27 protein-coding genes are annotated in these 26,449 nt (G+C 42.2%); 7 read left to right on the top strand and 20 right to left on the bottom strand.

Translation table 11 applies throughout. The features are described 5' to 3' along the window. Positions 1 to 3 precede the first annotated feature (3 nt). Entirely contained in the window at positions 4 to 618 is a 615-nt protein-coding gene (locus tag N7974_RS02230) for a hypothetical protein (protein ID WP_262964062.1), read from the bottom strand. Between the two features lie 280 nt (positions 619 to 898). Between N7974_RS02230 and pgi the strand changes: the two genes are divergently transcribed. Then, the gene (pgi, locus tag N7974_RS02235) at positions 899 to 2,536 is read left to right on the top strand and encodes a glucose-6-phosphate isomerase (RefSeq protein ID WP_262964063.1); all 1,638 of its coding nucleotides are present in this window, start codon (positions 899 to 901) and stop codon (positions 2,534 to 2,536) included. A gap of 66 nt (positions 2,537 to 2,602) precedes the next feature. On the opposite strand, the gene tadA is transcribed toward pgi, so the two are convergent. The 16 genes from tadA to N7974_RS02315 all read right to left on the bottom strand — a co-directional run bounded on the left by tadA (position 2,603) and on the right by N7974_RS02315 (position 18,130). Then, positions 2,603 to 3,064, bottom strand: a complete 462-nt coding sequence (tadA, locus tag N7974_RS02240; RefSeq protein ID WP_262964064.1) for a tRNA adenosine(34) deaminase TadA — start codon at positions 3,062 to 3,064, stop codon at positions 2,603 to 2,605. Next, positions 3,055 to 4,641 (bottom strand): glutamine-hydrolyzing GMP synthase, encoded by a 1,587-nt coding sequence (guaA, locus tag N7974_RS02245; RefSeq protein ID WP_262964065.1) that lies wholly within the window; start codon positions 4,639 to 4,641, stop codon positions 3,055 to 3,057. The genes tadA and guaA overlap by 10 nt, the downstream gene beginning before the upstream one ends. A 131-nt stretch (positions 4,642 to 4,772) precedes the next feature. Then, the gene (gene guaB / locus N7974_RS02250; protein ID WP_262964066.1) at positions 4,773 to 6,239 is read right to left on the bottom strand and encodes an IMP dehydrogenase; all 1,467 of its coding nucleotides are present in this window, start codon (positions 6,237 to 6,239) and stop codon (positions 4,773 to 4,775) included. A 685-nt stretch (positions 6,240 to 6,924) separates the two neighbouring features. Next, positions 6,925 to 7,305 carry a ClpXP protease specificity-enhancing factor gene (locus N7974_RS02255; RefSeq protein ID WP_262964067.1) on the bottom strand — a complete coding sequence of 127 codons (381 nt, stop codon included), beginning with the start codon at positions 7,303 to 7,305 and terminating at the stop codon, positions 6,925 to 6,927. A 10-nt stretch (positions 7,306 to 7,315) separates the two neighbouring features. Continuing rightward, entirely contained in the window at positions 7,316 to 7,921 is a 606-nt protein-coding gene (locus N7974_RS02260; protein ID WP_262964195.1) for a glutathione S-transferase N-terminal domain-containing protein, read from the bottom strand. Between the two features lie 238 nt (positions 7,922 to 8,159). Next, a complete protein-coding gene (locus N7974_RS02265) occupies positions 8,160 to 8,879 on the bottom strand; it encodes a cytochrome c1 (protein ID WP_262964068.1) in 720 nt (239 codons plus the stop codon). A gap of 1 nt (position 8,880) precedes the next feature. Beyond that, the gene (locus tag N7974_RS02270; protein WP_262964069.1) at positions 8,881 to 10,308 is read right to left on the bottom strand and encodes a cytochrome b; all 1,428 of its coding nucleotides are present in this window, start codon (positions 10,306 to 10,308) and stop codon (positions 8,881 to 8,883) included. After that, positions 10,305 to 10,904 carry a ubiquinol-cytochrome c reductase iron-sulfur subunit gene (petA, locus tag N7974_RS02275; protein ID WP_262964070.1) on the bottom strand — a complete coding sequence of 200 codons (600 nt, stop codon included), beginning with the start codon at positions 10,902 to 10,904 and terminating at the stop codon, positions 10,305 to 10,307. Before petA ends, N7974_RS02270 begins: the two co-directional genes overlap by 4 nt. A gap of 304 nt (positions 10,905 to 11,208) precedes the next feature. Then, entirely contained in the window at positions 11,209 to 12,294 is a 1,086-nt protein-coding gene (gene hisC / locus N7974_RS02280) for a histidinol-phosphate transaminase (RefSeq protein WP_262964071.1), read from the bottom strand. A gap of 66 nt (positions 12,295 to 12,360) precedes the next feature. Then, on the bottom strand, positions 12,361 to 13,671 hold the full coding sequence (hisD, locus tag N7974_RS02285; RefSeq protein ID WP_262964072.1) for a histidinol dehydrogenase: 1,311 nt from the start codon (positions 13,669 to 13,671) through the stop codon (positions 12,361 to 12,363). A 4-nt stretch (positions 13,672 to 13,675) separates the two neighbouring features. Beyond that, a complete protein-coding gene (gene hisG, locus N7974_RS02290) occupies positions 13,676 to 14,302 on the bottom strand; it encodes an ATP phosphoribosyltransferase (RefSeq protein ID WP_262964073.1) in 627 nt (208 codons plus the stop codon). Positions 14,303 to 14,311: 9 nt separating this feature from the next. Continuing rightward, entirely contained in the window at positions 14,312 to 15,577 is a 1,266-nt protein-coding gene (gene murA / locus N7974_RS02295; RefSeq protein ID WP_262964074.1) for a UDP-N-acetylglucosamine 1-carboxyvinyltransferase, read from the bottom strand. Positions 15,578 to 15,586: 9 nt separating this feature from the next. Continuing rightward, positions 15,587 to 15,940: an STAS domain-containing protein gene (locus N7974_RS02300; RefSeq protein ID WP_262964075.1), complete on the bottom strand. Its 354-nt coding sequence runs from the start codon at positions 15,938 to 15,940 to the stop codon at positions 15,587 to 15,589. Next, positions 15,937 to 16,404 carry an outer membrane lipid asymmetry maintenance protein MlaD gene (mlaD, locus tag N7974_RS02305; RefSeq protein ID WP_243220964.1) on the bottom strand — a complete coding sequence of 156 codons (468 nt, stop codon included), beginning with the start codon at positions 16,402 to 16,404 and terminating at the stop codon, positions 15,937 to 15,939. The genes N7974_RS02300 and mlaD overlap by 4 nt, the downstream gene beginning before the upstream one ends. 4 nt (positions 16,405 to 16,408) lie before the next feature. After that, the gene (gene mlaE, locus N7974_RS02310; RefSeq protein ID WP_262964076.1) at positions 16,409 to 17,188 is read right to left on the bottom strand and encodes a lipid asymmetry maintenance ABC transporter permease subunit MlaE; all 780 of its coding nucleotides are present in this window, start codon (positions 17,186 to 17,188) and stop codon (positions 16,409 to 16,411) included. A gap of 114 nt (positions 17,189 to 17,302) precedes the next feature. Beyond that, a complete protein-coding gene (locus N7974_RS02315) occupies positions 17,303 to 18,130 on the bottom strand; it encodes an ABC transporter ATP-binding protein (RefSeq protein WP_262964077.1) in 828 nt (275 codons plus the stop codon). A gap of 583 nt (positions 18,131 to 18,713) precedes the next feature. Between N7974_RS02315 and rfbA the strand changes: the two genes are divergently transcribed. From rfbA to rfbB, 4 genes are read left to right on the top strand one after another with little or no spacing between them, the layout of a single operon-like run. Further along, a complete protein-coding gene (gene rfbA / locus N7974_RS02320; RefSeq protein WP_262964078.1) occupies positions 18,714 to 19,604 on the top strand; it encodes a glucose-1-phosphate thymidylyltransferase RfbA in 891 nt (296 codons plus the stop codon). Continuing rightward, the gene (rfbC, locus tag N7974_RS02325) at positions 19,601 to 20,173 is read left to right on the top strand and encodes a dTDP-4-dehydrorhamnose 3,5-epimerase (protein WP_262964079.1); all 573 of its coding nucleotides are present in this window, start codon (positions 19,601 to 19,603) and stop codon (positions 20,171 to 20,173) included. Before rfbA ends, rfbC begins: the two co-directional genes overlap by 4 nt. Continuing rightward, the gene (gene rfbD, locus N7974_RS02330) at positions 20,166 to 21,053 is read left to right on the top strand and encodes a dTDP-4-dehydrorhamnose reductase (protein WP_262964080.1); all 888 of its coding nucleotides are present in this window, start codon (positions 20,166 to 20,168) and stop codon (positions 21,051 to 21,053) included. The genes rfbC and rfbD overlap by 8 nt, the downstream gene beginning before the upstream one ends. Further along, positions 21,050 to 22,057, top strand: a complete 1,008-nt coding sequence (rfbB, locus tag N7974_RS02335; RefSeq protein ID WP_262964081.1) for a dTDP-glucose 4,6-dehydratase — start codon at positions 21,050 to 21,052, stop codon at positions 22,055 to 22,057. The genes rfbD and rfbB overlap by 4 nt, the downstream gene beginning before the upstream one ends. Before the next feature lie 98 nt (positions 22,058 to 22,155). Here the strand turns inward: rfbB and N7974_RS02340 are convergent, their stop codons facing one another. From N7974_RS02340 to N7974_RS02350, 3 genes are all read right to left on the bottom strand, one after another. Beyond that, entirely contained in the window at positions 22,156 to 22,443 is a 288-nt protein-coding gene (locus tag N7974_RS02340; RefSeq protein ID WP_262964082.1) for a hypothetical protein, read from the bottom strand. A gap of 179 nt (positions 22,444 to 22,622) precedes the next feature. Further along, positions 22,623 to 23,552, bottom strand: coding sequence for a YncE family protein (locus tag N7974_RS02345; RefSeq protein WP_262964196.1), 930 nt, complete (start codon positions 23,550 to 23,552; stop codon positions 22,623 to 22,625). A gap of 40 nt (positions 23,553 to 23,592) precedes the next feature. Then, positions 23,593 to 24,156, bottom strand: coding sequence for an SRPBCC family protein (locus N7974_RS02350; RefSeq protein ID WP_262964083.1), 564 nt, complete (start codon positions 24,154 to 24,156; stop codon positions 23,593 to 23,595). 583 nt (positions 24,157 to 24,739) lie between these two features. On the opposite strand from N7974_RS02350, the gene hrcA reads away from it, so the two are divergent. Both hrcA and grpE read left to right on the top strand, forming a co-directional pair. After that, positions 24,740 to 25,789: a heat-inducible transcriptional repressor HrcA gene (gene hrcA / locus N7974_RS02355; protein ID WP_394813028.1), complete on the top strand. Its 1,050-nt coding sequence runs from the start codon at positions 24,740 to 24,742 to the stop codon at positions 25,787 to 25,789. A gap of 61 nt (positions 25,790 to 25,850) precedes the next feature. After that, on the top strand, positions 25,851 to 26,447 hold the full coding sequence (grpE, locus tag N7974_RS02360; protein ID WP_262964085.1) for a nucleotide exchange factor GrpE: 597 nt from the start codon (positions 25,851 to 25,853) through the stop codon (positions 26,445 to 26,447). Positions 26,448 to 26,449 lie beyond the last annotated feature (2 nt).

Below are 26,449 nucleotides of genomic sequence, written 5' to 3' on the forward strand. Positions count from 1 at the left end.
ATTTTAGCTTTTAATTTTTTTAATCACTTCATCAACTTTACGTTTGAAGCCTGCGCTTGACAAATACAATACATATAGCCCGGCAATGGCAAAAAATGCATATAACAACATGCTGTTTCTGCTCACAGATTGACCTGCGCCGGCCTTAAAGCCCATATGTACGTCTAATCTCTCACCTTGGCTACGATTCTCAGTATCTGCAGGATCTGGAACCAAAGTAATATGAATCAGATATTGACCAGCTTCCGGCACACCATTTTTCAATTCTAAATTAACAGAACCTGATTTATGTTTTGCACTGGGCAAAAAGAAAACGCGTGTACCTTCAGGTTCTTTGGTCACTTCAAACTCAACCAACATGTTTCTGTATTTCATATCCTGGTAATCAAAAACCAGTTGCGTTAAGGTATTTATAGCTGGCAAGTTACCGCAAAATTCTTCTGCCGGATAAGCATTGGGCTGATAAGCTGTGTAATGAACCCAATGGGAAGGCTGCAATTCAAATTTACACTGATCAGTGTCAGTACCAGCCGCACCACCATGCGCCCATAACGATGCGGAAAAAAACAATCCCAAAAGCCCTAGAAAACCGGTTCTTATTAGCTGTACTTTATTCATGATACCTTCCTGTTTAAATAAAATAATTATTATTATGCGAGCCATTTTTAATGCTCTTTTATAAGTTTGATTTGGTCAAAAAAAGCTACATTTGCCACATATCTAACTCATTTCAAACCCAACTCTAGCATATCAGCTCATCTAAATAAAGCAATTGCTAGAAAACCAGACTAAAATAGGCGATACATAAACAAATGATAATACGCGCATTGCGCTATTGCTATCTAACCGTCCTTTTCGTAGACTTAAGCTAATTTATTTTAATCGGAGCCCAAAAAAAATGTCATCTTTGACTACCTCAAAAGCGTGGACTGCCTTACAAACCCATTACTATCAAACTAAAAATAATTCTCTACGTGATGCTTTCAAAAAGGACATTAATCGGTTCAATAAATTCTCTATTAATTTCAATGAGATTCTATTTGATTATTCCAAAAACAGAATAACAGACGAAACTTTATTGCTATTGAAAGATCTTGCCAACCACGCAGAACTGGATAAAAAAATTAAAGCGATGTTTTCCGGTGAAAAAATTAACACCACAGAGCATCGGGCTGTTCTCCATACTGCATTACGCAATAAAAGCAATAATCCCGTTTATGTTGATGAACAAGATGTTATGCCTGAAATTAATCGGGTTTTGGCAAAAATGCGCGTTTTCTGCACATCGGTTCGTTCCGGCGAATGGAAAGGCTATAGCGGAAAAGCTATAACCGACATTGTCAATATTGGCATAGGCGGTTCCGGCTTGGGGCCAAAAATGGTTTCAATGGCCCTAACGCCTTATAGCTCGGACAGCTTAAGAGTACATTATGTCTCCAATATTGATCAAACCAATATTGTTGAAGTACTAAAGCCGTTATCTCCAGAAACTACTTTATTTATTGTTGCCTCTAAGGTATTTTCTACTCAAGAGACGATGATGAATGCCCAATCTGCAAAAAACTGGCTTCTTGATAGCGCAAAAGACCCGCTTGCCATTGCCAAGCACTTTGTTGCCATTTCAACTCATACCGAAAATGTTGCCAAGTTTGGTATAGATACCAACAACATGTTCGAATTTTGGGACTGGGTGGGCGGTCGTTATTCTCTTTGGTCAGCAGTAGGCTTATCGATTGCCTTATACATAGGCATGGATCATTTTGAAGATCTTTTACTGGGCGCATACGAAGCAGATTGCCATTTTCGCGACACGCCTTTTGAACAAAATATTCCGGTAATAATGGCCTTACTGGGAGTTTGGTATAACAATTTTTTTAATGCTGACTCACATGCTTTACTGCCTTACGACCAATCCATGCGTTATTTCGCTGATTATTTTCAACAAGGCGATATGGAAAGTAATGGCAAAAGTATTACCCTGCAAGGTGAAAAAGTCGATTACAGCACCGGCCCAATTATTTGGGGACAGCCGGGCACCAACGGACAGCATGCTTTTTTCCAACTGATACACCAAGGTACCAAACTTGTACCCTGCGACTTTTTGGCTGCTGCAAACAGTCATTACAAACTACCAGGCCACCATGATATTTTAATATCAAACTTTCTCGCACAGCCGGAAGCATTAATGAACGGCTTAACCGCTGAAGAAGTTAAAGTTAAACTTACCCCTGGCGAACAAGCGGATCCCGTTCTCGTTGCATCGAAAGTATTTGACGGTAATAAACCATCAAATTCTTTCCTTTTTAATAAAATGACACCGAAAACCCTAGGTTCGTTATTGGCATTTTACGAGCATAAAATTTTTGTTCAAGGTGCCATCTGGAATATAAATTCATTTGATCAAATGGGTGTGGAATTAGGCAAAATATTGGCCAGTGTGATTTTGCCTGAACTTCAAAATGATGAAATAATTACCAGCCATGATTGCTCGACTAACGCCCTGATTAACATCTATAAAAAATTACGGGAATCTTGATTCAATCAGACGCATTTTTGAATCACCATGCTGCTGACGAACGACGAACAGAAACCTCGCAAAACGTCAGCGTCTGGCCCGAAAAAAATCTCTTAACAGTTCGGAGCATTCCATTTCCAAAACACCGCCAAGCCAGTTAATTCGATGATTTAAAAAACTTGCATCGGAAAGACTCAACGCATTACAAACTGCTCCTCGTTTGGGATCAGGCGCACCAAAAACCAGACGCTTAATCCGGGCATGACTGATCGCACCCATACACATCACGCAAGGCTCTAAAGTCACGTATAATGTAGCGTCACACAAGCGATAATTTTCCAGAACCCGCCCTGCCTTTCTTAAGGCCACCATTTCGGCATGAGCAGTCGGATCATGCGTTGTAATAGGAACATTCCAACCTTCAGCAATACATCGATTATCTTTGACAACTATCGCCCCAACGGGCACTTCACCTTGTTCCCCTGCTCTTTGTGCCAATCTGAAGGCATAACGCATCCATGCCTCATCCTCAGCAGGACTTATTCCCATTCAATGGTTGCTGGTGGCTTACCTGATATATCATAAGCAACACGCGAAATACCCGGAACTTCATTAATAATGCGACGAGAAATCAGATCAAGAAATTCATAAGGCAAATGTGCCCAACGCGCAGTCATAAAATCAATAGTTTCAACGGCACGAATGGCAATAACATAATCATAACGTCGCCCATCACCCATGACACCCACTGATTTAACCGGTAAAAATACCGCAAATGCCTGACTTACCTTGTCGTAAAGATCATGCCGATACAATTCTTCAATAAAAATTGCATCTGCCTGACGTAATAAATCGGCATATTGTTTTTTAACTTCACCCAAGATTCTTACACCCAAACCCGGCCCTGGAAATGGATGGCGAAAAACCATATCAGCTGGTAAACCTAATTCCAGACCTAATCGCCTTACTTCATCTTTAAACAATTCGCGCAACGGCTCAACCAGTTTTAAAGTCATATTTTCCGGTAAACCACCAACATTATGATGTGATTTAATCAAGTGTGCCTTACCGCTTTTAGAACCCGCTGATTCAATGACATCAGGATAAATCGTACCTTGCGCCAACCATTTTGCATCAGCTATTTTTGATGCCTCTTCATCAAAAATCTCCACAAACAGATTGCCGATAATTTTACGTTTCTGCTCAGGATCCGAAATACCGATCAAGGCATTTAAATAACGCTCTTCAGCGTCCACCCTGATTACTTTAACACCCAAATGTTCGGCAAATATTGCCATCACCTGATCACCTTCGTGCAAACGCAGAAGTCCGGTATCAACAAATACACAAGTAAGCTGGTCTTTAATGGCCTCATGCAACAAGGCTGCTACAACAGAAGAATCAACGCCACCAGACAAACCTAAAATGACATGATCTGTACCTACTTTTTCACGCACGGCCTTAATACTGTCTTCAACAATATTACTGGCAGTCCATAACGCATCACAACCGCAAATATCCAGCACAAAACGCGACAAAATACGCCCGCCCTGCTTGGTATGCGTAACTTCAGGATGAAACTGTAAGGCATAAAAAGACTTTGCTTCATTGGCAATACCCGCAATTGGAGCCCCCTCTGAACTCGCAATAGAGATAAAACCTTGAGGCAATTCAACAACACGATCGCCATGACTCATCCATACATCCAGCAAACCAAAGCCTTCATCAGAAAGATGATCTTCTATGCCTGTCAATAACTTTGAATGCCCACGCGCCCTGATTTGTGCATAACCAAACTCACGATGATCGGAGGATTCAACCTTGCCGCCCATTTGTTCGGTCATGGTCTGCATACCGTAACAAATACCCAGTACCGGCACACCCAATTCAAATACTATATTAGGCGCTCGCGGCGTATCATCGCTGGTGACAGTATCGGGGCCACCCGACAAGATAATGCCATTGGGGACAAATTGTTTGATTTCCGTTTCGCTACATTCACAGGAATAAATTTCACAATAAACGCCAATTTCACGAATGCGACGTGCAATTAACTGGGTATATTGTGAGCCGAAATCTAAAATAAGGATCTTTTGACTATGGATATTAGTGGCTTCTTGTTTCACGGTATTGTATGTAGATATTGGATAAAAGGGCGAACGTACGTACAACAAAGATTAAAACAGACTTACACGGATTATTTATAATTTTTATCCGTAGTTGTCCATTTAAATCCCTGTCATCAGTGAACTAAGTGTTACTCAGCGCGGTAATTAGGTGCTTCTTTAGTGATAGTGACATCATGTACATGGCTTTCGCGCATACCGGCATTGGTTACCCGTACAAATTGTGCCTTATCATGCAGTATGGCAATCGTTTGGCTACCTGTGTAGCCCATACTGGCACGTACGCCACCCAACAGTTGATGAATAACTGCCAGCAAACTACCTTTATAGGGAACCCGACCTTCAATACCTTCCGGCACCAATTTTTCAACTGAATCCGTTTCTTCCTGAAAATAGCGATCGCTGGAACCTTGCTGTTGCGCCATAGCCCCCAAAGAACCCATGCCGCGATACGATTTATAAGAACGCCCCTGGAATAATTCAACCTCTCCCGGCGCTTCTTCAGTACCTGCAAAAATACCGCCCAACATAACTGCATGTGCACCGGCTGCCAATGCTTTGGCAACGTCACCCGAATAGCGAATGCCACCATCGGCAATCAACGGCACACCGGTTCCTTTTAAAGCATCAGCAACATTGCTCACTGCAGTAATTTGCGGAACTCCGACACCAGCAACAATTCGGGTGGTACAAATAGATCCAGGTCCTATACCTACCTTAACACCATCGGCACCAGCTTCAACCAAAGCCAATGCAGCTTCCGCTGTGGCAATATTACCGCCAATAACCTGAACTGAAGGATAGTTCTGCTTGACCCAACGCACTCTGTCTAAAACACCTTGTGAATGACCATGCGCCGTATCAACAATGATGACATCTACGCCGGCATCAACCAACGCCGCAACACGTTCCTCTGTGCCATGTCCGGTTCCAACTGCGGCACCAACACGCAAACGCTCCTGCTCATCCTTGCAAGCAAAAGGATAATCCTTAGCTTTTTGAATATCTTTGACTGTAATCAAGCCCCGCAAATGAAATGACTCATTAACTACCAGCACTTTCTCAATACGATGCTTATGTAGCAGAGCAATAACTTCTTTACGGTCTGCATTTTCACTAACCGTAATTAATCGCTCCTTAGGTGTCATCACTTTTGAGACGGGCTCATCAAAACGCGTTTCAAAACGCAAATCGCGACTGGTAACAATCCCGACTAATTCATCACCATTAACCACAGGAACACCGGAAATATTTTTGGAACGCGTTAAGTTTATAACATCACGAATACTGACATCGGGAGAGACAGTAATCGGATCTTTAATGACGCCACTCTCATATTTTTTCACATGACGAACTTCCCTGGCCTGCTGTTCTGTCGTCATATTTTTATGAATAATGCCGATACCGCCTTCCTGGGCAATGGCAATGGCAAGCCTGGCCTCGGTAACCGTATCCATAGCCGCAGCAACCAGCGGAATGTTAAGTGTAATACTTCGCGTCAACTGTGTTTTCATTTCTACATCGCGTGGCAGCACAGTTGAGTGCGCGGGCACTAATAAGACGTCATCAAACGTGAGCGCTTCCTGAATAATTTGCATAAACCACACCTAAACAATTACTAAAATAACCAAGCATTATACGACGAGTTTAGCAACTACTGTAGCACTAAAAAAATCGCGTCTCTTTGTAATAGAATAACCTCCTGAAAATCTTCGGCATAAAATACGATGGATAGTAGTATTTTCATACCCTAAAATCCCCATTCCAACTACATTAAGTACAACTCTTTAAGCTAACCGCAATAACAGGCTATAAACGCATAACGACTTACCAAAAGAATAAGGATCGTGGAATATTAAATTGAAAATATAATTAACCATCCCAACTTTAAAGAAAGTATAACCTGAAAACGCCGTCATTTTTATGGCAATGAAGTTACTATCCACAAAAGTGATATAGCAAAGTTGTTTTTCTTGATTTAAGAAGGTATCTTACGAGAGGTAATTTAAGTAGCAGTAGAATAACGCCGTAATATACAGACAAGTATCAGTGGCCGCTATTACCGATGACTGCTAAATTGAAATTGATGAAAAAATGCTTGGCGCCTATTTGGAAAAGCATGCACTTCAGTAATATTTATTTTTCAAACAGCCATTAAAAAACACTGAACAATCAAATGATTAATTGATAGCAGGCACACTAACTGCCTGCTTTACCTGCAAATATCCCGACTAAAAAACAATGCTATGTATTGGCGTGCGTAACATAGCAAAGGATTCATAGTTATTTTACTATACGTAAGGTAGGTCTTGTTGGTGGCTTAATTTCGGGTGGTGGCGTTTCATCAGAGCCTTCATCTTCCTGATCAAAGATCATGCCTTTACCATTTTCTTGAGCATAGATTGCCATTACTGCCGCCATAGGCACAACAATATGCAGGGGCTTGCCACTAAACCGGGCATTAAATTCAATTTCAGCGTTGCCAAGAGAAAGACCTTGTATAGCTTCAGGCCTTATATTTAGCAAAATCTTGCCGTCCTCAACTAATTGTTGCGGCAAAATTGCATTACTGAATTCTGCATTAACCAATAGATGCGGCGTTAAATTATTATCAATAATCCATTCATAAATCGAACGAATTAAATAGGGCTTTAAAGGAGTCATGTTGCGATAGTTATTTTAAAGGTTCAGCCATTTCTTTTTCAGCTTCACTAAGGCTGCGTTTAAATGCAGGTCTTTTGAATATACGCTGAGCATAATTATTAATAACCTCATTTGGCGTCGACACATCAATACCAAAACTAGGTAGTCGCCATAATAAAGGAGCAATGGCGCAATCAATTAACGAAAACTCATCACTCATAAAATAAGGTCTGGCGGCAAAAATAGGTGCTGCTGACAAAATACTTTCTCTGAGCATTTTCTTGGCACGCGCTGATTTTTTCTCACCTGAAAACAATATTTCATCCAACAATTGATACCAATCCTGATCAATTCGCTTAATCAGCATCCGGGCATTTGCACGAGAAACAGGGTCCATTTGGTGTAAAGGAGGATGTGGAAAACGTTCATCCAAATATTCCATGATAATACGCGAATCATAAAGAACCAGATCACGCTCTATCAATGTGGGTGATGAACCATTAGGATTTAGCTCAAGTAAATCCTCTGGTGGATCAGTCGGGTCATAATATTCTATATCTGCCGCAACGGCTTTCTCTTGTAAAACAAAGCGCGCGCAATGACTCATTGCGCATGTCGGAGATGAAAAAAGCGTCATTACAGATTTACGAGTAATAATATTTGCCACGAATAGCAACCTCTTTGGACGTATAGGGCGATAAAGATGCCATTGTAACATAAACCATCGAGCTTTTGACTGTTGGCATTATTTAGCATCCATTCTTTATAGTAGTGCCACTCTGGATGCGACCAAGTATCCAGAATTTTTAAATTGCGCCCAGAGCGACACCTCTGTAAGTCAAATAAATTTGGCTACAGATATAAAATAGTAATTATCAGTCAACGTCTTTCCAATATTCTTTTTTCAGCAAATAAGCAATCACCACGAACATCAGCAAGAAAAGTATGACGTATTTTCCCAGACGTTCTCTTTCCAGTTGTACCGGCTCACCAACATAGACCAAAAAATTAACCAGATCATTAACAAAAAGATCAAATTCTCTTTCCGACAAAGTACCCTGATCTTCAAGAACTAACTTGATATATTCACCATAGATGGTTTTTCTCGGTTCAGCATGCTGCTCACCTTGCAATTGCCATAAGGGATTAGGCATTGCCGTATCCGGATATACCAAATTATTAACGCCAAATGGCCGGGAAGTATCGCTATAATAACTTTTCAAATAACTGTATAACCAATCAGCACCTCGCGACCGGGCAATTAACGACAAGTCGGGCGGTTGCACACCAAACCATTTTTCGGCATCATGCTTGTTCATGGCGCTGTGCAATTGATCGTAGATACTTGCCCCTTCAGGCGCAATATCTTTTAACACTTTCTTTTGATCCACACCAACATCAAGCGCAAAACGTAAGTAACGCATATGCTTGGCTGAGTGACAACCTAAACAATAGGTTACAAAATGCTGGGCACCACGCTGCAATGACTCATTATCTGAAAGATCTACATCTGCCTCTTGCAACTCTATCGCTTCGGAAGCTGCCACACCAAAAGACAACATCAATAATAAAAGTAATGTGATTAAATTTTTCATATTAATCGAGACTCCCTTTTAATTTTTTGGCCAATCGACTAATCACATGAGCCATGCCTTGAGGGCTGGGTCTTCTATTAAAAAAGGTACCTTTAAATGCAGGGTGACCAATCTCGGTAACCACTGATTTTAATTCGGTAATTTCCTCAATTAACGCGGGCAATTGCTCCTCGAGCGTATGCAGTTGCTCCTCAAGACTATGCAATCTTGTCAATCTTTTTGGTACCGGCTTGGTCTTTTCCCAACGGGTATATATGGGCATTAATAGAAAAAAGCCAAAATAAATGGTTGTAAAAAGCCTGGCCAAGGTAGTCGCTACCGGAGTTACCGGTTGAGTACCCAAATAACCTAATGCTATAAAACTGATGACAAACAAGAATAACGCTTTTTTGAAAATACCGCCGCGATAACGAATCGATTTAACTTTGCAACGATCCAGCCAAGGCATCAGAAACAGCACAAAAATGGAGCCCCCCATACCAATAACACCGGCAAATTTATCAGGAATAGCCCGTAGAATCGAATAAAACGGCGTGAAATACCAAACGGGAGCGATATGTTCCGGTGTTTTCATTGGATCAGCCGGAATAAAGTTGGCATGCTCAAGAAAATACCCTCCCATTTCCGGCATGTAAAAGATAACCGTCGCAAAAAACAATAAAAATACGCCAACGCCGACCAAGTCTTTAACCGTGTAATAAGGATGAAAAGGAATACCATCGACAGGATGTCCCCACGGGTCTTTGGATTCCTTGATTTCAATGCCGTCAGGGTTATTGGAGCCAACCTCATGTAGCGCGACTAAATGCATAAAAACCAGCATTACCAATACCAAAGGCACGGCAATAACATGGAAGGCAAAAAACCGGTTCAATGTTGCATCGGCGATAACATAATCGCCCCTGATCCAAAGTGATAAATCATCGCCAACAAGAGGAATGGCACTAAATAAAGAGATAATTACCTGGGCACCCCAAAATGACATTTGTCCCCAAGGTAATAAGTAGCCCATAAATGCTTCTGCCATTAAGGCAACAAACAACAGCATCCCAAAAATCCAGATCAGCTCACGCGGATGCTTAAATGATCCGTAAAGCAACGCCCTGAACATATGCAGATAAATAACGATAAAAAATGCAGAAGCACCGGTTGAATGCATATAGCGCACCAGCCAACCCCACGGTACATCACGCATAATGTACTCGACAGAATCAAAAGCCAGCTTTGCATCCGGCTTGTAGTTCATGGTTAACAAGATGCCCGTTAAAATCTGGTTGACTAACAGCAATAACGCCAAAGAGCCAAAAAAGTACCAAAAGTTGAAATTCTTGGGCGCATAATAATGCGCCATATGATCATTCCAAAATTTAGTCACCGGAAAACGATCTAAAACCCAGTTGCCACACTCAGTTAAACGGGTTGGTTTCATACAGTTTTCTCCTCAGCAGACTCACCAATAATTACTCTTGTATCAGTAACGTAGCGATAAGGCGGAATTTCCAGATTAGTGGGCGCAGGTACACCACGATAAACGCGACCAGCCAAATCAAACCAAGAGCCATGACACGGACAGAAAAAACCACCCTTCCATTTGTCACCCAAATCATTGGGTGCAATTTCCGGACGAAAAGTAGGAGAGCAGCCTAAATGAGTACATAAACCAACGGCAACAAAAATCTCGGGCTTAAGTGATCTTCCCGGATTTTTGCTGGAGGCCGGCTGTTCTGATTCATTAGAAAGCGGATCTCTAAGCTCGGCATCAAGGGTTTTTAATGTGGCAAGAACTTCAGGTGTTCTGTTAAGCACCCATACCGGCTTACCTCTCCAGGCAACTCGAATCAATTGTCCGGTTTCCATTTTACTGATATCAACTTCAACAGGTGCTCCAGCTGCCATAGCTTTGACACTAGGCTGCATTTGAGCAAGAAAAGGAACAGCTAAATAGCCTGTGCCCACAGCACCAACCACGGTCATAGCCGAGGTTAAAAACTGGCGCTTGGACTTATCGACGCCTTTATTATTCATTATGGAACTCTCCTGGTTTTATCCGTGGCTTTACAGCTCATTTTTATTTTGCGTCAATATACCACTAGAAGCCCATGAATCTAAAGCGCTTAGTGTGAATTGTTTGAGATGATGCAGGGTATTTAACTGATTGCCCCTAATATCACGTCATTTAAACAAAAGATTTACCAAACGCTATGGGAACAATGGCCTCGTTGCATTAATCTTGTTTGCAACGAGGCCATTGTTTGCACCAGCATATTTAATCGTTAGTTTATTTTTTACCTAAGCCAAAAGCTTAGTGGCCCTTTTATTATAGACTTACTTAGTAAAGGCTTTTTCTTAAGGCGGCAAGAAATGCCAAATTTTCCTCGGGTTTTCCAATAGTGACTCGCAAGCAGTCACTTAACAAGCCTCCCTGAGCGCTCATGTTTTTAATTAAAACCCCTTGCTGTTTTATCGACAGAAAAATCTCAGTGGCTTTATCTTTAGGCGTTTTAAACAGAATAAAATTCGCAGCACTTGGATAAGCTGTTATACCGTTAAGCTTATTAAGCTCATTAAAAACAAAGGTTCTTTCAGCACAAATTTTTTGAGTTTGCTCATCAAAAAGCGCTTTATTGGAAAGCGCAAAATCAGCACTGATTTGCGTCAGGCTATTAATATTATAAGGCAGGCGAATTTTATTAAGTTGCTCAATAATTGCCGGATTACCCATAATATAGCCCAAGCGTAAACCTGCCAAACCCAACTTGGAAACGGTACGCATGACCAACAAATTATCGTATTGACCCAATGCATCAATAAAACTGGCATTGGCAAAAGGTGCATAAGCCTCATCAATGACAACCAAACCTTTAGCTGCTTTTATGATTTCCAGTATTGCTGTTTCGCTGAATAAATTACCGGTAGGATTATTAGGATAAGCGAGGAAAATTACTGAAGGTTGATGCTGCCCGATAACTGCCAGCATGGCAGGTAAATCGAGATCAAAGGACTCGGCCAGCAAAGGAATACCCAGATAATTTAACCCCAAACAATCACTTAGTTGCTTGTACATGACAAAACCGGGAACAGGAGCCAAAACGCTGGCTGTTGCCGGCAATGCCATTAACAGTAATTGAATAATTTCATCAGAGCCATTACCCAGCAATAAATCAAATTGCTCAGGTAGTCGATTCAAGTGCCTGATAACTTCCGTAAGCTGGTGTGCCTCAGGATCAGGATAGCGATTTAACTGACAATTTTTGAGCACCTCCAACCAGTCTTTTTTACTGGCTTCCGGCCAGCCATACGGATTCTCCATGGCATCCAGCTTAATTAGACCTGAGGCATCAGCGACTTTATAAGCCGCCATTGCCAAAACTTCTTTACGAAAAACAGCGGAAATCAGATTATTATTTTGAGTCATGATGACAGTAAAAGATAAAGGCCAAAAGGTAGTTACTTGTTTTTTACACCTTGAACTTTACACCCATTAACCTGACTTTATTCTAAATTCCGCAGATCGGGCATGGGCAGTCAAGCTTTCACCACGCGCCAGAACAGACGCAGTTTTGCCTAAAGTATCAGCCCCGGCTTGAGAACAATTGATTAAACTGGAACGCTTTTGAAAATCATAGACCCCTAAAGGCGACGAAAAACGTGCCGTGCCCGAGGTTGGTAAGACATGATTAGGACCCGCACAATAATCGCCCAAGGCTTCCGCCGTATAACGACCCATAAAAATGGCACCTGCATGACGAATATGCTCACTCAATGCTACAGGATCTTCAACAGACAACTCCAAATGCTCTGGTGCAATAATGTTGGCAACATGGGCAGCCTGCTTTAAATTATCCACCTTAATTAACGCACCGCGTGCTGACAAGGATGCTTTAATAATTTCGGCACGCTCCATACCCGGCAATAATTTATTAATGCTTTGCTCTACCGCTTCCAGGTAATCACTATCATCACTAATTAAAATAGCCTGGGCATTTTCATCATGTTCTGCCTGGGAGAACAAATCCATCGCAATCCAGTCGGGATTGGTTTTACCGTCGCAGATAATCAAGATCTCCGAAGGCCCGGCAATCATATCAATCCCTACCTGCCCGAAAACCAGTTTTTTAGCCGTAGCCACATAAATATTGCCGGGGCCGACAATTTTTGCAACCGCAGGAATCGTTTCAGTCCCATAAGCAAGCGCAGCGATAGCTTGTGCTCCACCCACCGTAAATACCCTGTCGACACCCGCCAAAAAAGCCGCCGCCAATACCAACTGATTGGTTTCACCCTGAGGCGTAGGCACCACCATAATCAATTGATCAACACCGGCTACTTTTGCCGGAATCGCATTCATTAATACCGATGAAGGATAAGATGCTTTGCCGCCCGGCACATAAAGACCAACCCGATCCAGCGGCGTAATTTTCTGCCCCAGTACCGTGCCATCAGCTTCTGTGTATTGCCAAGACTGCATTTTTTGATGCTCGGCATAAGCGCGAACACGGTCAGCCGCCATTTGCAGCGCTTGCGCTTGATCAGTCGGCAAGCTCTCCCAGGCTGATTTAAGCGTTTCTTGAGACAATTCAAACTCACCAGCTTGAGTAATATGGCGCTGATCAAAACGGTTAGTGTAGTCAATAACCGCTTTATCGCCATTATTACGAACATCAGTAATAATATCCAAAACCCGCTGATGAATATCTAAGTCATCAGACTCATCCCAAGCCAACAGTTGCTGTAATTGCTGATTAAAATCGGGGGATGCAGCATCCAGTTTAGTGAGGTTTAAACAGGGCATAGACTTACCTATTTGCCAAAGTTTTTTCAAATTGAATCAGTAATTCTGAAATTGCTGCGTGCTTCATTTTCATGGCTGCTTTATTAACCACCAACCTGGAACTTATATTCATAATAAGTTCGCGCGGTTCAAGATCGTTGGCTTTTAAGGTATTACCCGTATCAACCAAATCCACAATACAATCAGCAAGACCAACTAATGGAGCGAGCTCCATTGAGCCATACAACTTAATAATATCGGCTTGTATGCCTTTACTCGCAAAGTAACTCTTGGCTATTTTAACGTATTTGGTAGCCACACGAATACGACCTCGATGTTCAGGGGCATCCTTATGATAGGCTGTCATCAGTCGGCAGCAAGCGATGTTTAAATCCAACGGCTCATACAGACTTTCAGCGCCATGCTCAATAAGCACATCCTTTCCGGCGATACCCAAATCCGCAGCACCATACTCAACAAAAGTAGGTACATCAGTAGCGCGAATAATCACCAACTGAACATCTTCGCGAGTAGTTGCAAGGATTAATTTACGACAAGTTTTTGGATCATCAACAGGTACAATGCCAGCCTCTGCCAGTAATGGCAAAGCTTCTTCATAAATTCTGCCCTTGGATACAGCGATAGTTAACATAGCAATCCCTTACCGTGGCACACGGCGTATTGTAGCGCCTAGCTGCGACAGCTTTTCTTCAATATGGTCATAACCCCGATCAATATGATATATACGGTCAACCAAAGTACTGCCTTCTGCAACCAGTGCCGCAATCACAAGACTGGCAGATGCTCTTAAATCGGTTGCCATTACCGGCGCACCAGTCAATTTTTTAACGCCGGTACAAATAGCCGTATTAGATTCCAGCCTGATATCAGCACCCATTCGTTGAAGCTCTTGAACATGCATAAACCGATTTTCAAAAATCGTTTCGGTAATAACGCCAACACCTTCAGCGATACAGTTCATCGCAATAAACTGAGCCTGCATGTCAGTTGGAAACGCCGGGTAAGGCGCAGTGCGAAGAGAAACTGCTTTTGGTCTTTTACCGTGCATATCCAGCTCAATCCAGTCTTCACCGATAATAATTTCAGCACCAGCTTCAACCAGCTTTTCCAGAACGGCATCCAGAATATCAGGACGGGTTTTTTTTAATCTGACTTTGCCGCCAGTAATAGCCGCAGCAACCAGATACGTACCGGTTTCAATTCGGTCGGGAAGAATATCATAATGCAAATCTTCTACCCCCAGCTTTTCAACGCCTTCAATGACCAGGACATCGGTACCTATCCCGGTAATTTTAGCGCCCATGGCATTGAGAAAGTGCGCCAAATCCGTCACTTCAGGTTCTTTAGCAGCATTTTCAATGATGGTCGTTCCTTCAGCCAAAGTTGCCGCCATCAATAAATTTTCTGTACCGGTCACCGTGATTTGCTCAAGTACCAAACGACAACCTTTAAGCCGATCAGCCGTTGCGTGAATAAAACCACCTTCGACAGTAATATTCGCCCCCATTTTAATAAGGCCGTTAATATGGATATCAACCGGTCGTGTACCGATAGCGCAACCACCGGGTAATGACACATGCGCTTCACCAAACCGCGCCAATAAGGGCCCCAACACTAAAATTGAGGCACGCATGGTTCTCACCAACTCATAAGGAGCTACATAACTGTTGATAGTACTGCTATCGACTTCAATGTTCATTTTCTCATCGACAACCAAACGCACACCCATGCGACCCAATAATTCCATGGTCGTGGTTATGTCATGCAAATGTGGTATGTTACCGACACTAACAGGCATATGTGAAAGTAACGTTGCAGCCAGAATAGGTAAGGCTGCATTTTTTGCACCAGAGATACGGATATCTCCAGAAAGTTGTGCGCCGCCGGTAATCGTTAATTTATCCATAATGGGTACTTAAATTGTCTCTGTAGATGGCAGGGCCTCAACTTCTTGATCCCCTGCAGTTTCCGTTGAAAAATGACTGGTTTTATCAAAACCACTGAGCTTGGCAAGATTGAGCAGTTGCTCGGGAATATTTTTAAACACTATCTGTGTTCTATGCTGGCGGGTATATTTAATCCATTCAATGACCAACGCAAGACCCGCACTATCGATATTAGCAACACCCGCAAGGTCAATAGTGATTAATTTTGTTGCCGTTAAAAATGCAAAAGACTTTACCGTCTGCTTGTTAATAGTAGCAAAAGTCAAATCGCCATCAACCATAAAGCGCCCTGCGCCTTGGTCAACAATACTTAAATCTGTCATTTTTTTTCTGCCGCTGACTTAAACAAGAATTGGCCTATCGCTTTTTCAAGAATGATCGCTGACTGAGTGATTTCAATGGCACTATCCTGCTGTAAATATTCTTCCGAACCACCTGGATCAAGATTAACATACTGCTCACCCAATAAACCGGCGGTATAAATACTGGCACTGGTATCGGTTGGAATCGTGTTGTACTGTGTATAAATACTCATATGAACAACTGACTGGTAAGTTTTAGGATCAAAACTGATTGAACTGACCTTGCCAATTTTTACACCGGCCGCAGAAACCGGAGACTTAACCTTAAGGCCTCCTGAGTTTTCAAACCGGGCAATAATTGTATAGCTTTCCTCATCACCAAAAGAGCTTAAATTACTGACTTGCATCGAAAGAAAAAACAGTCCGACAATACCTGCCGCGACAAAAAGCCCGACAAGCGTGTCCTGAGTACTGGTGTGCTGCATGTTATTATTCTCCAAACATGAGTGCGGTCAGGATAAAATCCAGACCTAAAATACTAAAAGCTGAATTAACCACGGTACGGGTAGTCGCTCGACTAACACCTTCCGAAGTGGGAATGGCATCAGAACCTTCAAATAATGCTATCCATGATGTAACAAAACCAAACACAATACTTTTGATAACGCCATTAAGAATATCATCATGGAAATCGATACTGGCCTGCATTTGCGACCAATAAGCACCTTCATCAACGCCCAACAAACCGGAGCCAATTATCTGGCCGCCAATAATACCCACTGCACTAAATAATGCAGCCAGTAACGGCATTGCCAGCAATCCGGCCAAGAATCGCGGTGTAATGATACGCTTAATCGGGTCAACTGCCATCATCTCCATACCTGATAGCTGCTCGGTTGCCTTCATCAAACCAATTTCCGCCGTCAAAGCAGAGCCAGCCCTGCCCGCAAACAACAACGCCGAAACAACGGGTCCCAATTCTCGGACCAAAGAAGCCGCCACCATAACACCCAGTGTTTCTTCTGCGCCAAAATCAGAGAGTGTGTAATAACCCTGCAAACCCAAAACCATACCGACAAACAACCCGGAAATGGTTATAATCAAAAAAGATAACACACCCACAGAATACAACTGATTAAGCAGTAATCTGGGACGAAGTAATACGCTGGGTATGCCGGAAACAGTCTGCAGCAAAAAATACGTAGCTCGGCCCAGCTTGGTAAAGCTGGTACGCGTACTTTTACCCAAATATTGTAGAATTCGAATCATTTTATAGTCTATTTACCTGGACAGCTTTAAGTTTATGGTGTTCTAACCGCTTTAAAATTAACCACTACAAGGTCAAAAGCAGAGAGTTCAGAGGTGATATTGATTTTAATTATGTTAATAACGCTTTCCAACTGACATCAAATCATCAACATAATCTTTGGCAGGATAATGAAAATGTACCGGACCATCTGCAGCACCGGTCATAAATTGTTGCACCCATTCAGAGTCAGATTGCTGAATTTCCTTAGGCGTACCTTGGCCTACAATTTTGCCTCCTGATAACACATAAATGTAATCAGCAATCGCTGACGTGTCATGGACATCATGAGAAACAATAATGCTGGTAAGTCCCAAAATATTATTTAAAGACTTAATCAAATGCACCAAAACCCCCATAGAGATAGGGTCTTGCCCGGTAAATGGCTCGTCGTAAAGAATCATCATCGGATCCAGCGCAATTGCCCTTGCCAAAGCAATACGCCGGGCCATACCACCGGAAAGCTCATTAGGCATTAAATTACGGGCACCTCGCAGACCTACCGCCTGCAACTTCATTAATACCAGAGTACGAATCATGGATTCAGGAAGATGTGTATGCTCTCGTAACGGAAAAGCCACATTATCGTAAACGCTCATATCCGTTAACAATGCACCGCTTTGGAATAACATGCCCAAACGTTTACGCAAATTATACAATTCAGTTCTGCGTAATTTATGGACATTTTGACCATCAACAGTAATTGAACCTTTATCAGGGAACAACTGCCCACCAATCAACTTCAATAAGGTAGTTTTACCCGTACCACTAGGCCCCATGATAGCGCTGATTTTGCCGCGTTCAAAATCCAGCGAAATATCGTCAAATATTATCTTGTCGCCGCGAGAAAACGACAAATTACGAACAGAAACCAAACTGTCTTGAGAAGAAACGCTGTTATCCATACGCAATTTAAATGGTTATGCAAATCTAAACCCGCTATTTTCTACGACTACTCCCAATGAAGTCAATCTATTGTCGTAGTTATTCAAAAATGTCGGCAAATCAAAAGTACAATAACGACAAAACGAACAAATTGTCTTTGCATATTTATAATCGATTAAAGGCTTTCCTGACAAGATTCGCACTGATCAATAATCAGTAACACAGCTTTGTTCGAAGAAAGCTGCACAGCTGATTTTTACGCATTACCCTATTGAACACCCAGGATACTCTATTTACCCTGCTCGCAGGACATCTTGCATAAATTAAATAAACAGCCTGATTCCCCGTATCAAGAATGAAATGATTTTGGGGAGAATGATACAATCAACACACCTTTATCATTGCCAAAGTATGTTGCACCTAATAAATAGTTAAAAATCCATATCTGAATGCATTCACAGAGAGTTCATCTTAAATCGACTAATGTTGTATTAAAGATTAAGCTAATCAAATAGCGTATGCTTCGATAATCAAGCAACTCGCGGCAATACCTGTAAGTATTCAATAACCGGTTTATTTTATATTTTTTAATGGAGTGATTAAATGAAAGGCATTATTTTAGCGGGTGGTAGCGGAACCCGGCTTTACCCGATTACCAAAGGCGTCAGTAAACAGCTGACGCCGATTTACGACAAACCCATGATTTATTATCCGCTGTCGGCCTTAATGCTTTCGGGCATCACCGAAGTGTTGATTATTTCTACGCCTAAAGACTTGCCCCGCTTTGAAGAATTATTGGGCGATGGCGCGGACATCGGCATGCGCTTTTCCTATAAGGTACAACCATCGCCGGATGGTTTGGCTCAAGCATTTATTCTGGGCGCTGACTTTATTGGTGACGATGATGTGTGCATGGTATTGGGCGATAATATCTTTTACGGACATGGTTTGGTCGAGATGCTGGCTCATGCGGTTTTCAATGTCACCGCGCATAAAAAAGCGACCGTTTTTGGTTATCATGTTAAAGATCCTGATCAGTATGGCGTTGCCGAATTTGATGACAACGGTAATGTGCTGAGTATTGAAGAAAAGCCCAGTCAACCTAAAAGTAATTATGCCGTCGTAGGTTTATATTTTTATCCGAACAGTGTCATTGAGATTGCCAAAAATATTAAACCCTCGCATCGTGGTGAGCTGGAAATTACTACCGTTAATCAAGTGTACCTTGAACAAGGCAATTTAAAAGTTGAACTGATGGGCCGTGGTTATGCCTGGCTGGATACCGGTACCCATGAATCCTTATTGGAAGCCTCCAATTTTATTCAAACCATTGAAAAAAGGCAGGGCTTAAAAGTGGCGTGTATTGAAGAAATTGCCTATGAAATGAGCTATATCTCCCAAGCGCAATTAATCCAATTAGCCCAGCCACTGTTAAAAAACCAATACGGACAGTATCTGTTGCGGCGCGCAGGCGAAGGTACGGCAAGTATATGAATTTTATAAGAACCAGTATCCCCGATGTCATTATCATTGAACCCCGCGTTTTTGGTGATGAGCGAGGTTACTTTATTGAGACCTTTCGCCAGGATAAACTGAATGCTTTTCTGGGTTTTACCATTGATTTTATTCAGGATAATGAATCAAAATCGGGTTATGGCGTATTAAGAGGTCTGCATTATCAACTGGCCCCGGCATCACAAACCAAACTGGTGAGGGTGATTAAAGGCAAGGTACTGGATGTCGCTGTGGATATTAGAGTCGGCAGCCCGACTTTTGGACAGCATGTGAGTGTCGAGTTATCTGAACAAAACAAACGCCAACTATTTGTACCACGCGGTTTTGCCCATGGTTTTGTCGTGCTCGAAGATGACACCATTTTTGCTTATAAAGTGGACAATTATTACTCTCCGGAAAACGACCGGGGACTGGCTTTTGATGATCCGTCTTTAGGCATTGATTGGCTGGTAGCAAAAGAACAGCTACAACTATCCGCAAAAGATACCATCCAACCCACACTTGATAACGCGGAGTTGTTTAACAATGCGGGTAGCCTTTATGCCTAAATCCATACTGGTGACCGGTGCAAATGGACAACTGGGCCGTGAACTGCGCCAATTAAGTGACTTAAACACCGACTTTACATTTACTTTTATCAGTCGGGATGAGCTGGATTTAAGTGATTCAGAAGCCATACAAACCTGGTTTATGGATAAAGCTTTTGACGTCATTATTAATTGCGCCGCCTACACGGCCGTCGATAAGGCTGAAGTTGAACCTGAACTGGCAAGAGCCCTTAACAGCACCGCCGTCGAAACGCTGGCGCGGATTGCCAAAGCCAAAAACAGCGCGTTGATTCATATCTCAACAGATTATGTGTTTAATGGCAAAAACTACCAACCTTATAGTGAAACAGATCTTACCGATCCTCAAGGCATTTACGGACAAACCAAACTTGAGGGCGAACAGGCGATGCTGGCGATTAATCCGGCAAAATCTATCATCATTCGTACGTCCTGGGTGTATTCACGCTTTGGCAATAACTTTGTCAAAACCATGCTGCGCTTGGGCAAAGAACGTGAAGAACTGGGCGTTATTTATGATCAGGTAGGGACACCCACTTCGGCACAGGATTTGGCACTCGCCATTCTGGCGATTATTCAACATCCCAAACTGGAGAGCCTGACTGACACCGAAATTTATCACTTCAGTAATGAAGGCGTTTGTAGTTGGTATGACTTTGCCAAAGCAATTTTTGAATACTCTGCTATTGTTTGCCAGGTTAAACCGATAGTAACCAAAGACTATCCAACACCGGCAACCCGTCCGCATTACAGCTTGCTGAACAAGGCAAAAATTAAAAGCACGTTTGACCTGACTATTCCTTACTGGAAAGACAGCCTAGCTGACTGCCTGAATAACTTAACCGGAACCGACTACTCATGAAAGCTCTCTTGATCACCGGCTGCGCCGGTTTTATCGGCAGTAATTTTGCCCCTTATTTTTTAGAAAAATACCCTGAATATCACTTGGTTAATCTTGATTTATTAACCTATGCCGGCAATCTTGAAAACCTTGCCGAAATTGCCGGTAATGACCGTTATACGTTTATTCACGGCGACATTTGCGACCGTAACTTACTGGAGCAGCTGTTTAGCCAACATGATATTCGCGGTGTTATCCATTTTGCCGCAGAAAGTCATGTCGATAACTCCATCAAAAACCCTGGTGTTTTTGTGCAGACCAATGTTAACGGCACGTTTACCCTGATTGATGTCGCCTATAAATACTGGATGGAAAAACCGTTTGTTTTTAAGCCCGGCTATGAGGCTTGTCGCTTTCATCATATCTCTACCGATGAAGTGTACGGAACGTTGGGTGAAACCGGCCTGTTTACCGAAGCCACGCCATACGCACCTAATTCTCCCTACTCGGCCAGCAAAGCCGGCAGCGATATGATTGTCCGCAGTTATTACCATACCTATGGCATGAACACGGTGATTACAAACTGCTCCAACAATTATGGCCCCAAACAGCATAACGAAAAATTGATTCCAACCATCATCCGCAAAGCGGTTAGTGGCGAAAACATCCCCATTTATGGCGATGGCAAAAATATACGTGACTGGCTTTATGTGTTGGATCACTGTAAAGGTATTGATTTGGTTTACCATACCGGTAACGTCGGCGAAGTCTACAATATTGGCGGCCGTAATGAGCGCAACAATAATTACATTGCCGATAAAGTCTGTGAGATTTTGGATGAACTGCGCCCTAAAGCCCAAGGTAGCTATAAGGATCAGCTTAACTATGTCGAAGACCGCGCCGGTCATGACAAACGTTATGCCATCGATGCCACCAAGATAGAAACCGAACTGGGTTGGCAGGCCGATGAGAGCTTTGAAAGCGGGATTATTAAGACAATTAAGTGGTATTTGGGGAAAGCGTAAAATACGTGTGAGTATTGTGCCGAACGGGTTAAAAACCTCGTTCGGCAGTTACTACTTACTAGCTTTAAAGATTTATCAGAACATGGTTTTTGTGCTGATCAGTCGATACTTATCCATTCTTCCAGTGCCGCAATAATGCTTTTTGCTTGATCTTTACTGGAGATATTAAATTTTGATTTTTGTTGGTATTCACCATTGCGCTTTTGATAGCGACGAATGGTATATTTATCGGGTCCATATTCTTCTTTGGCACGATTCCAGTCCTGATAACGGTACATAACCGTAGCCCACGCACCTTTGGTCAGTACTTTTTTATCCAGCTCTTTAACTGTTTCTATCCCGCCATCTTCGTACGTTACCGTCAATTCATCTACAGTTTCAGCCATTTTATTCTCAAATAATCAATGTTTAGTTAGGGGCTTATCACAACGGCCCAATGCGCAAATATCACGAGTCTATTACTGTTACACAAGTGACTGGAAGCCGATTTGTGAATACAGTTTTCTTCTTAAATTTAATGACAAGAACTTTTTACCTTACTTACAAAAGCGTAACCGAAACCAGGTTACTTGCCAAAAAACTGCCCAAAGGCACGACTACCTTCACCGGTTTTAATGGTATTAATGATTTTAAGGGTCTGGGCATCAATCACTGATACAGTACTATCAAACCAGTTAGCAACATAAACATATCGGTCATCAGGATGCGTATTAATACCTTCAGGTTTATCACCAACTTCAATCAAGCCGATTTCTTTTAACGTTTCGGTATCAATAACCGACACAGAACTATCATCCTGATTGGTCACAAACAGACGACTATCATTAAGAGCTAATGCGGCTGCATAAGGCAGCATGTTAACTTTTATGGTCGCAATGACTAACATGCGCCTGGTTTCCAACACGGTTACATCGTCACTTTTTACATTGGCGACATAAATACGTTCACCCCTGGCATCAATGGTCAGCCCAAAAGGATGCGTACCCACTGCCGTGGTTTTACTGATAGTGAGATTATTAAGGTCAATTTTAGAAACCGAGTTACTTAGACGGTTGGCGACATACAACCAGCGATTGTCAGGACTGACCACCAAACCCGATGGCGAATCACCCACGGGGATATTTTTAATAATGCTGAAACTGTCGGCATCAACAACATCAACACTATTATTGTACCAATCTGCTACATAAATACGTTTGCCATCAGTAGCGACAGCAATACCTAATGCCCCGTCACTCACAACAACCTTGGCAATAACTTCACGTTTTTTTACGTCTATAACGGCGAAACCATGAGCTTCCGGTGTACTGACATAAACTTTATCTCCGGCAGGGGCAACGGCAACGCCGGCAGGCTTCCCGGACACACTGATCGTATCGACTACTTTGCCCTGCTCAGTATCAATAATAGAAACACTGTCATCCAATTGATTGGTAATATAAGCAAAAGGAGTCGCTGAAAGTGGCGTACTAAAAAAAGCGGTAGCGATAACCATCGCTACCGCTTGATAATTCACAACAAACACTCGATAACCCTTACTTTTCAGCCAAGGCTTTCAGGTTGGCCAAGCCTTCTTTTAAAACAGCAGTCACTGCTTCGTTAGCAGTCGTTTCGTTCATTTCTACAGGTGGATTGTTATTTGTGTAAGCACGGTAATAACCGGCAGTCCAGGAAACGACAGAAGTATCACCTTTAGCTTCTACATCAATACTTGCCGAGTAGTTATCTACCGGCAATACCGGTACACTTTCTTCAGCGCCGGCATGAGTAATTGTTTTTGCAGTACTCATTTCGGTAATTTTGTAAGCATAAGACATTTTTGTCTCATCGTACTTTTTCAGCTCTTCAGTGATAATACCACCCTCTTTTAAGGTCAGAACACGCTTTGCGCCTTTTGCATTACCACCTTCTGCCTTTGTGGAAGCTACAGCGGGAAGCCAGGACATATCGCCATAATCTTTGATTAGGGCCCATACTTTTTCAGCCGGTGCATTGATGGTAATTTGTTCTTCGGCTTTTTGACGTACAGGGCCATGTGCATTGGCAATCGCTGTAAACAAGAACAGTGCAACTGATGCAACTAACGTAACTTTCTTCATAGTAACTCCTGATTGTGAATATAGTTGTGGATATAAATGGTAAGGCATGAATATTTATTGGTTTGAATCATTCATACTCAGCATAGTTTATGCCGAGATACAAAGTATGGGGATAAAAAATTTGATACGCCGACTATTCCCGGCACATTATTCTTATGTCCAAGTTGGCTATTATATGTCAACTAAGTATCCCAAGCATTAGTTGGCGCACTTAAAAATTTAATATCCTGCGTGGTTGAAGCAATTTAGCTATTGACCAAAACACACTTGGGCACATCTATGATTGGGCTATTTTATGGGAGCATTAAATGCGATATTTGTACACTACCTGTTTATTTAGCTAGCCAACTATTTATTTTGCAGCGCCAATAATGGACTTGTATTTTTCTATGCCCGCCAAAAGCCGTGCCACTTAAGGCACCAATATCGACAACCTGAGTCCTTCAACCAAGATTTGTCAAAGGATGAATTACTTACTTTAGTGCATATCGGTTTCTGCCCTTTGTTGACAATGATCGGGTGAACTGATATTTTTCAGGATTAGCACTCACGCGTTGGCTTTATAGAGGTATAGGTGAGTAAGATTACTCGGGATTTAAACGAACGGTCGTTGCAGTTACTAAAAACACTGGTTAAACGCTATATCAATGATGGACAGCCTGTAGGTTCCCGAGTGTTATCAACAGATTCGGAGTTAAATTTAAGCTCTGCAACCATTCGTAATGTCATGGCCGATCTGGAAGATTTAGGCTTGATACATTCACCACACACGTCAGCGGGACGCGTACCTACTGTTAGTGGCTATCGCTTGTTTGTTGACAGCTTGTTAATCATTAAGCCGTTGGACACCAAAGAATTAACCAGGCTGTATGAAGGATTATCGAAAAAAGAAGACATCAGTAACATGATCGGGGTTACCTCACGGTTAATTGCAGAATTAACTAAAATGGCCGGGGTAGTGACTTTACCAAAAAGAGAATTAGTCTGCTTGCGGCATATTGAATTTTTGCCTTTATCACATAAACGCGTACTGGTTATTTTCGTCACTAATGAACAAGAAGTTCATAACAAAGTTATTCATACCGACAAGTTATTTAGCGCGGCAGAACTACAACAAGCTGGTGCCTATCTTGGTTCAATCTATGGTGGCCAGAGCTTGAACGCTGTTCGTTCTGCCGTTTTAAAAGAACTGCAAGATGATCAGGATCGTATGAATCAAGCGATGCTGGATGCGATAAAAATGGCACAATTGACGTTTCAATCTGACCCTGAGAAAAATGATTATGTGCTAACCGGAGAAACCAACTTAATGGGCTTTTCCGAGTTATCGGGCCGTGATCATTTAAAAAAATTGTTTGAAGCATTTAGCCAAAAGCAGGATGTTATTCACCTTCTGGATCAATCCATGAAAGCGGAAGGGGTCCAGATTTTTATAGGTGAAGAATCAGGTTGCCAAGCATTTGATCATTGTAGCCTGGTTACTTCTTCTTATTCTGTTGATGATGAAGTGGTTGGTGTACTTGGTGTTATTGGACCCACACGCATGGCTTATGAAAAAATCATCCCGTTTGTTGATATTACCGCAAAAATATTGGGTGCAGCCTTGAATCCAAAAACATCGACCCCATCATAGATAGCAATATTTCTTTGTGCATTTATGCACGTTATCACAACTATTTTAAGGAACTTAAAAGATGAGTATTGATCAGGAAACACCTGAATCACAGATTGATGTTGAAGCCAAAACTCCCGATGAAGAGCTGCAACACACTGAAGTGGGTGAGCATGAATACACCATTGAAGAGCTGAAACAAGAACTGGAAGAAGCCAAACAAAAAGCGCACGATTCATGGGATAAAGCCGTTCGCACCCAGGCGGAGATGGAAAACCTGAGAAAAAGAACTCAAAAGGATCTGGAAGATGCCCATAAATTTGCCTTAACCAGTTTTGGCAAAGCACTACTGCCCGTATTTGACAGCCTGGTTTTGGGCTTGCAAGCGGCAACCGGCGATAGCGAGGAAGTAAAAAAATTCAGGGAAGGCAGTGACTTAACGATTAAACAGTTTGAAGCCTTGTTTGAAAAATTTAATATCGTTGCCATTGATCCTTTGGGGCAACCTTTTAACGCGGAACAACATCAAGCGATGATGATGCAAGAAGTAGAAGGTGCAGAACCCAATACCGTCGTTAACGTGTTTCAAAAAGGTTATGTCCTGAATGGACGTTTACTAAGACCCGCGATGGTCGTGGTAGCAAAAGCCGCAGAAAAACCATCAGAAGATAATGTGTAGGC

The sequence above is a fragment of the Methylobacter psychrophilus genome (genome assembly GCF_025583945.1).
GTDB classification, from domain to species: Bacteria; Pseudomonadota; Gammaproteobacteria; order Methylococcales; family Methylomonadaceae; genus Methylobacter_C; species Methylobacter_C psychrophilus.

What these genes read in the sequence shown, in the direction of transcription:
- mlaE (WP_262964076.1), bottom strand. Translation starts at nt 17,188, where the DNA reads ATGATTCGAATTCTACAATATTTGGGTAAAAGTACGCGTACCAGCTTT.
- hisC (WP_262964071.1), bottom strand. Translation starts at nt 12,294, where the DNA reads ATGACTCAAAATAATAATCTGATTTCCGCTGTTTTTCGTAAAGAAGTT.
- rfbA (WP_262964078.1), top strand. Translation starts at nt 18,714, where the DNA reads ATGAAAGGCATTATTTTAGCGGGTGGTAGCGGAACCCGGCTTTACCCG.
- tadA (WP_262964064.1), bottom strand. Translation starts at nt 3,064, where the DNA reads ATGGGAATAAGTCCTGCTGAGGATGAGGCATGGATGCGTTATGCCTTC.
- murA (WP_262964074.1), bottom strand. Translation starts at nt 15,577, where the DNA reads ATGGATAAATTAACGATTACCGGCGGCGCACAACTTTCTGGAGATATC.
- hisD (WP_262964072.1), bottom strand. Translation starts at nt 13,671, where the DNA reads ATGCCCTGTTTAAACCTCACTAAACTGGATGCTGCATCCCCCGATTTT.
- rfbC (WP_262964079.1), top strand. Translation starts at nt 19,601, where the DNA reads ATGAATTTTATAAGAACCAGTATCCCCGATGTCATTATCATTGAACCC.
- rfbB (WP_262964081.1), top strand. Translation starts at nt 21,050, where the DNA reads ATGAAAGCTCTCTTGATCACCGGCTGCGCCGGTTTTATCGGCAGTAAT.
- guaB (WP_262964066.1), bottom strand. Translation starts at nt 6,239, where the DNA reads ATGCAAATTATTCAGGAAGCGCTCACGTTTGATGACGTCTTATTAGTG.
- N7974_RS02345 (WP_262964196.1), bottom strand. Translation starts at nt 23,552, where the DNA reads ATGGTTATCGCTACCGCTTTTTTTAGTACGCCACTTTCAGCGACTCCT.
- N7974_RS02255 (WP_262964067.1), bottom strand. Translation starts at nt 7,305, where the DNA reads ATGACTCCTTTAAAGCCCTATTTAATTCGTTCGATTTATGAATGGATT.
- mlaD (WP_243220964.1), bottom strand. Translation starts at nt 16,404, where the DNA reads ATGCAGCACACCAGTACTCAGGACACGCTTGTCGGGCTTTTTGTCGCG.
- rfbD (WP_262964080.1), top strand. Translation starts at nt 20,166, where the DNA reads ATGCCTAAATCCATACTGGTGACCGGTGCAAATGGACAACTGGGCCGT.
- N7974_RS02300 (WP_262964075.1), bottom strand. Translation starts at nt 15,940, where the DNA reads ATGACAGATTTAAGTATTGTTGACCAAGGCGCAGGGCGCTTTATGGTT.
- N7974_RS02340 (WP_262964082.1), bottom strand. Translation starts at nt 22,443, where the DNA reads ATGGCTGAAACTGTAGATGAATTGACGGTAACGTACGAAGATGGCGGG.
- N7974_RS02315 (WP_262964077.1), bottom strand. Translation starts at nt 18,130, where the DNA reads ATGGATAACAGCGTTTCTTCTCAAGACAGTTTGGTTTCTGTTCGTAAT.
- pgi (WP_262964063.1), top strand. Translation starts at nt 899, where the DNA reads ATGTCATCTTTGACTACCTCAAAAGCGTGGACTGCCTTACAAACCCAT.
- petA (WP_262964070.1), bottom strand. Translation starts at nt 10,904, where the DNA reads ATGAATAATAAAGGCGTCGATAAGTCCAAGCGCCAGTTTTTAACCTCG.
- N7974_RS02270 (WP_262964069.1), bottom strand. Translation starts at nt 10,308, where the DNA reads ATGAAACCAACCCGTTTAACTGAGTGTGGCAACTGGGTTTTAGATCGT.
- N7974_RS02230 (WP_262964062.1), bottom strand. Translation starts at nt 618, where the DNA reads ATGAATAAAGTACAGCTAATAAGAACCGGTTTTCTAGGGCTTTTGGGA.
- grpE (WP_262964085.1), top strand. Translation starts at nt 25,851, where the DNA reads ATGAGTATTGATCAGGAAACACCTGAATCACAGATTGATGTTGAAGCC.
- N7974_RS02260 (WP_262964195.1), bottom strand. Translation starts at nt 7,921, where the DNA reads ATGACGCTTTTTTCATCTCCGACATGCGCAATGAGTCATTGCGCGCGC.
- N7974_RS02350 (WP_262964083.1), bottom strand. Translation starts at nt 24,156, where the DNA reads ATGAAGAAAGTTACGTTAGTTGCATCAGTTGCACTGTTCTTGTTTACA.
- N7974_RS02265 (WP_262964068.1), bottom strand. Translation starts at nt 8,879, where the DNA reads ATGAAAAATTTAATCACATTACTTTTATTATTGATGTTGTCTTTTGGT.
- hisG (WP_262964073.1), bottom strand. Translation starts at nt 14,302, where the DNA reads ATGTTAACTATCGCTGTATCCAAGGGCAGAATTTATGAAGAAGCTTTG.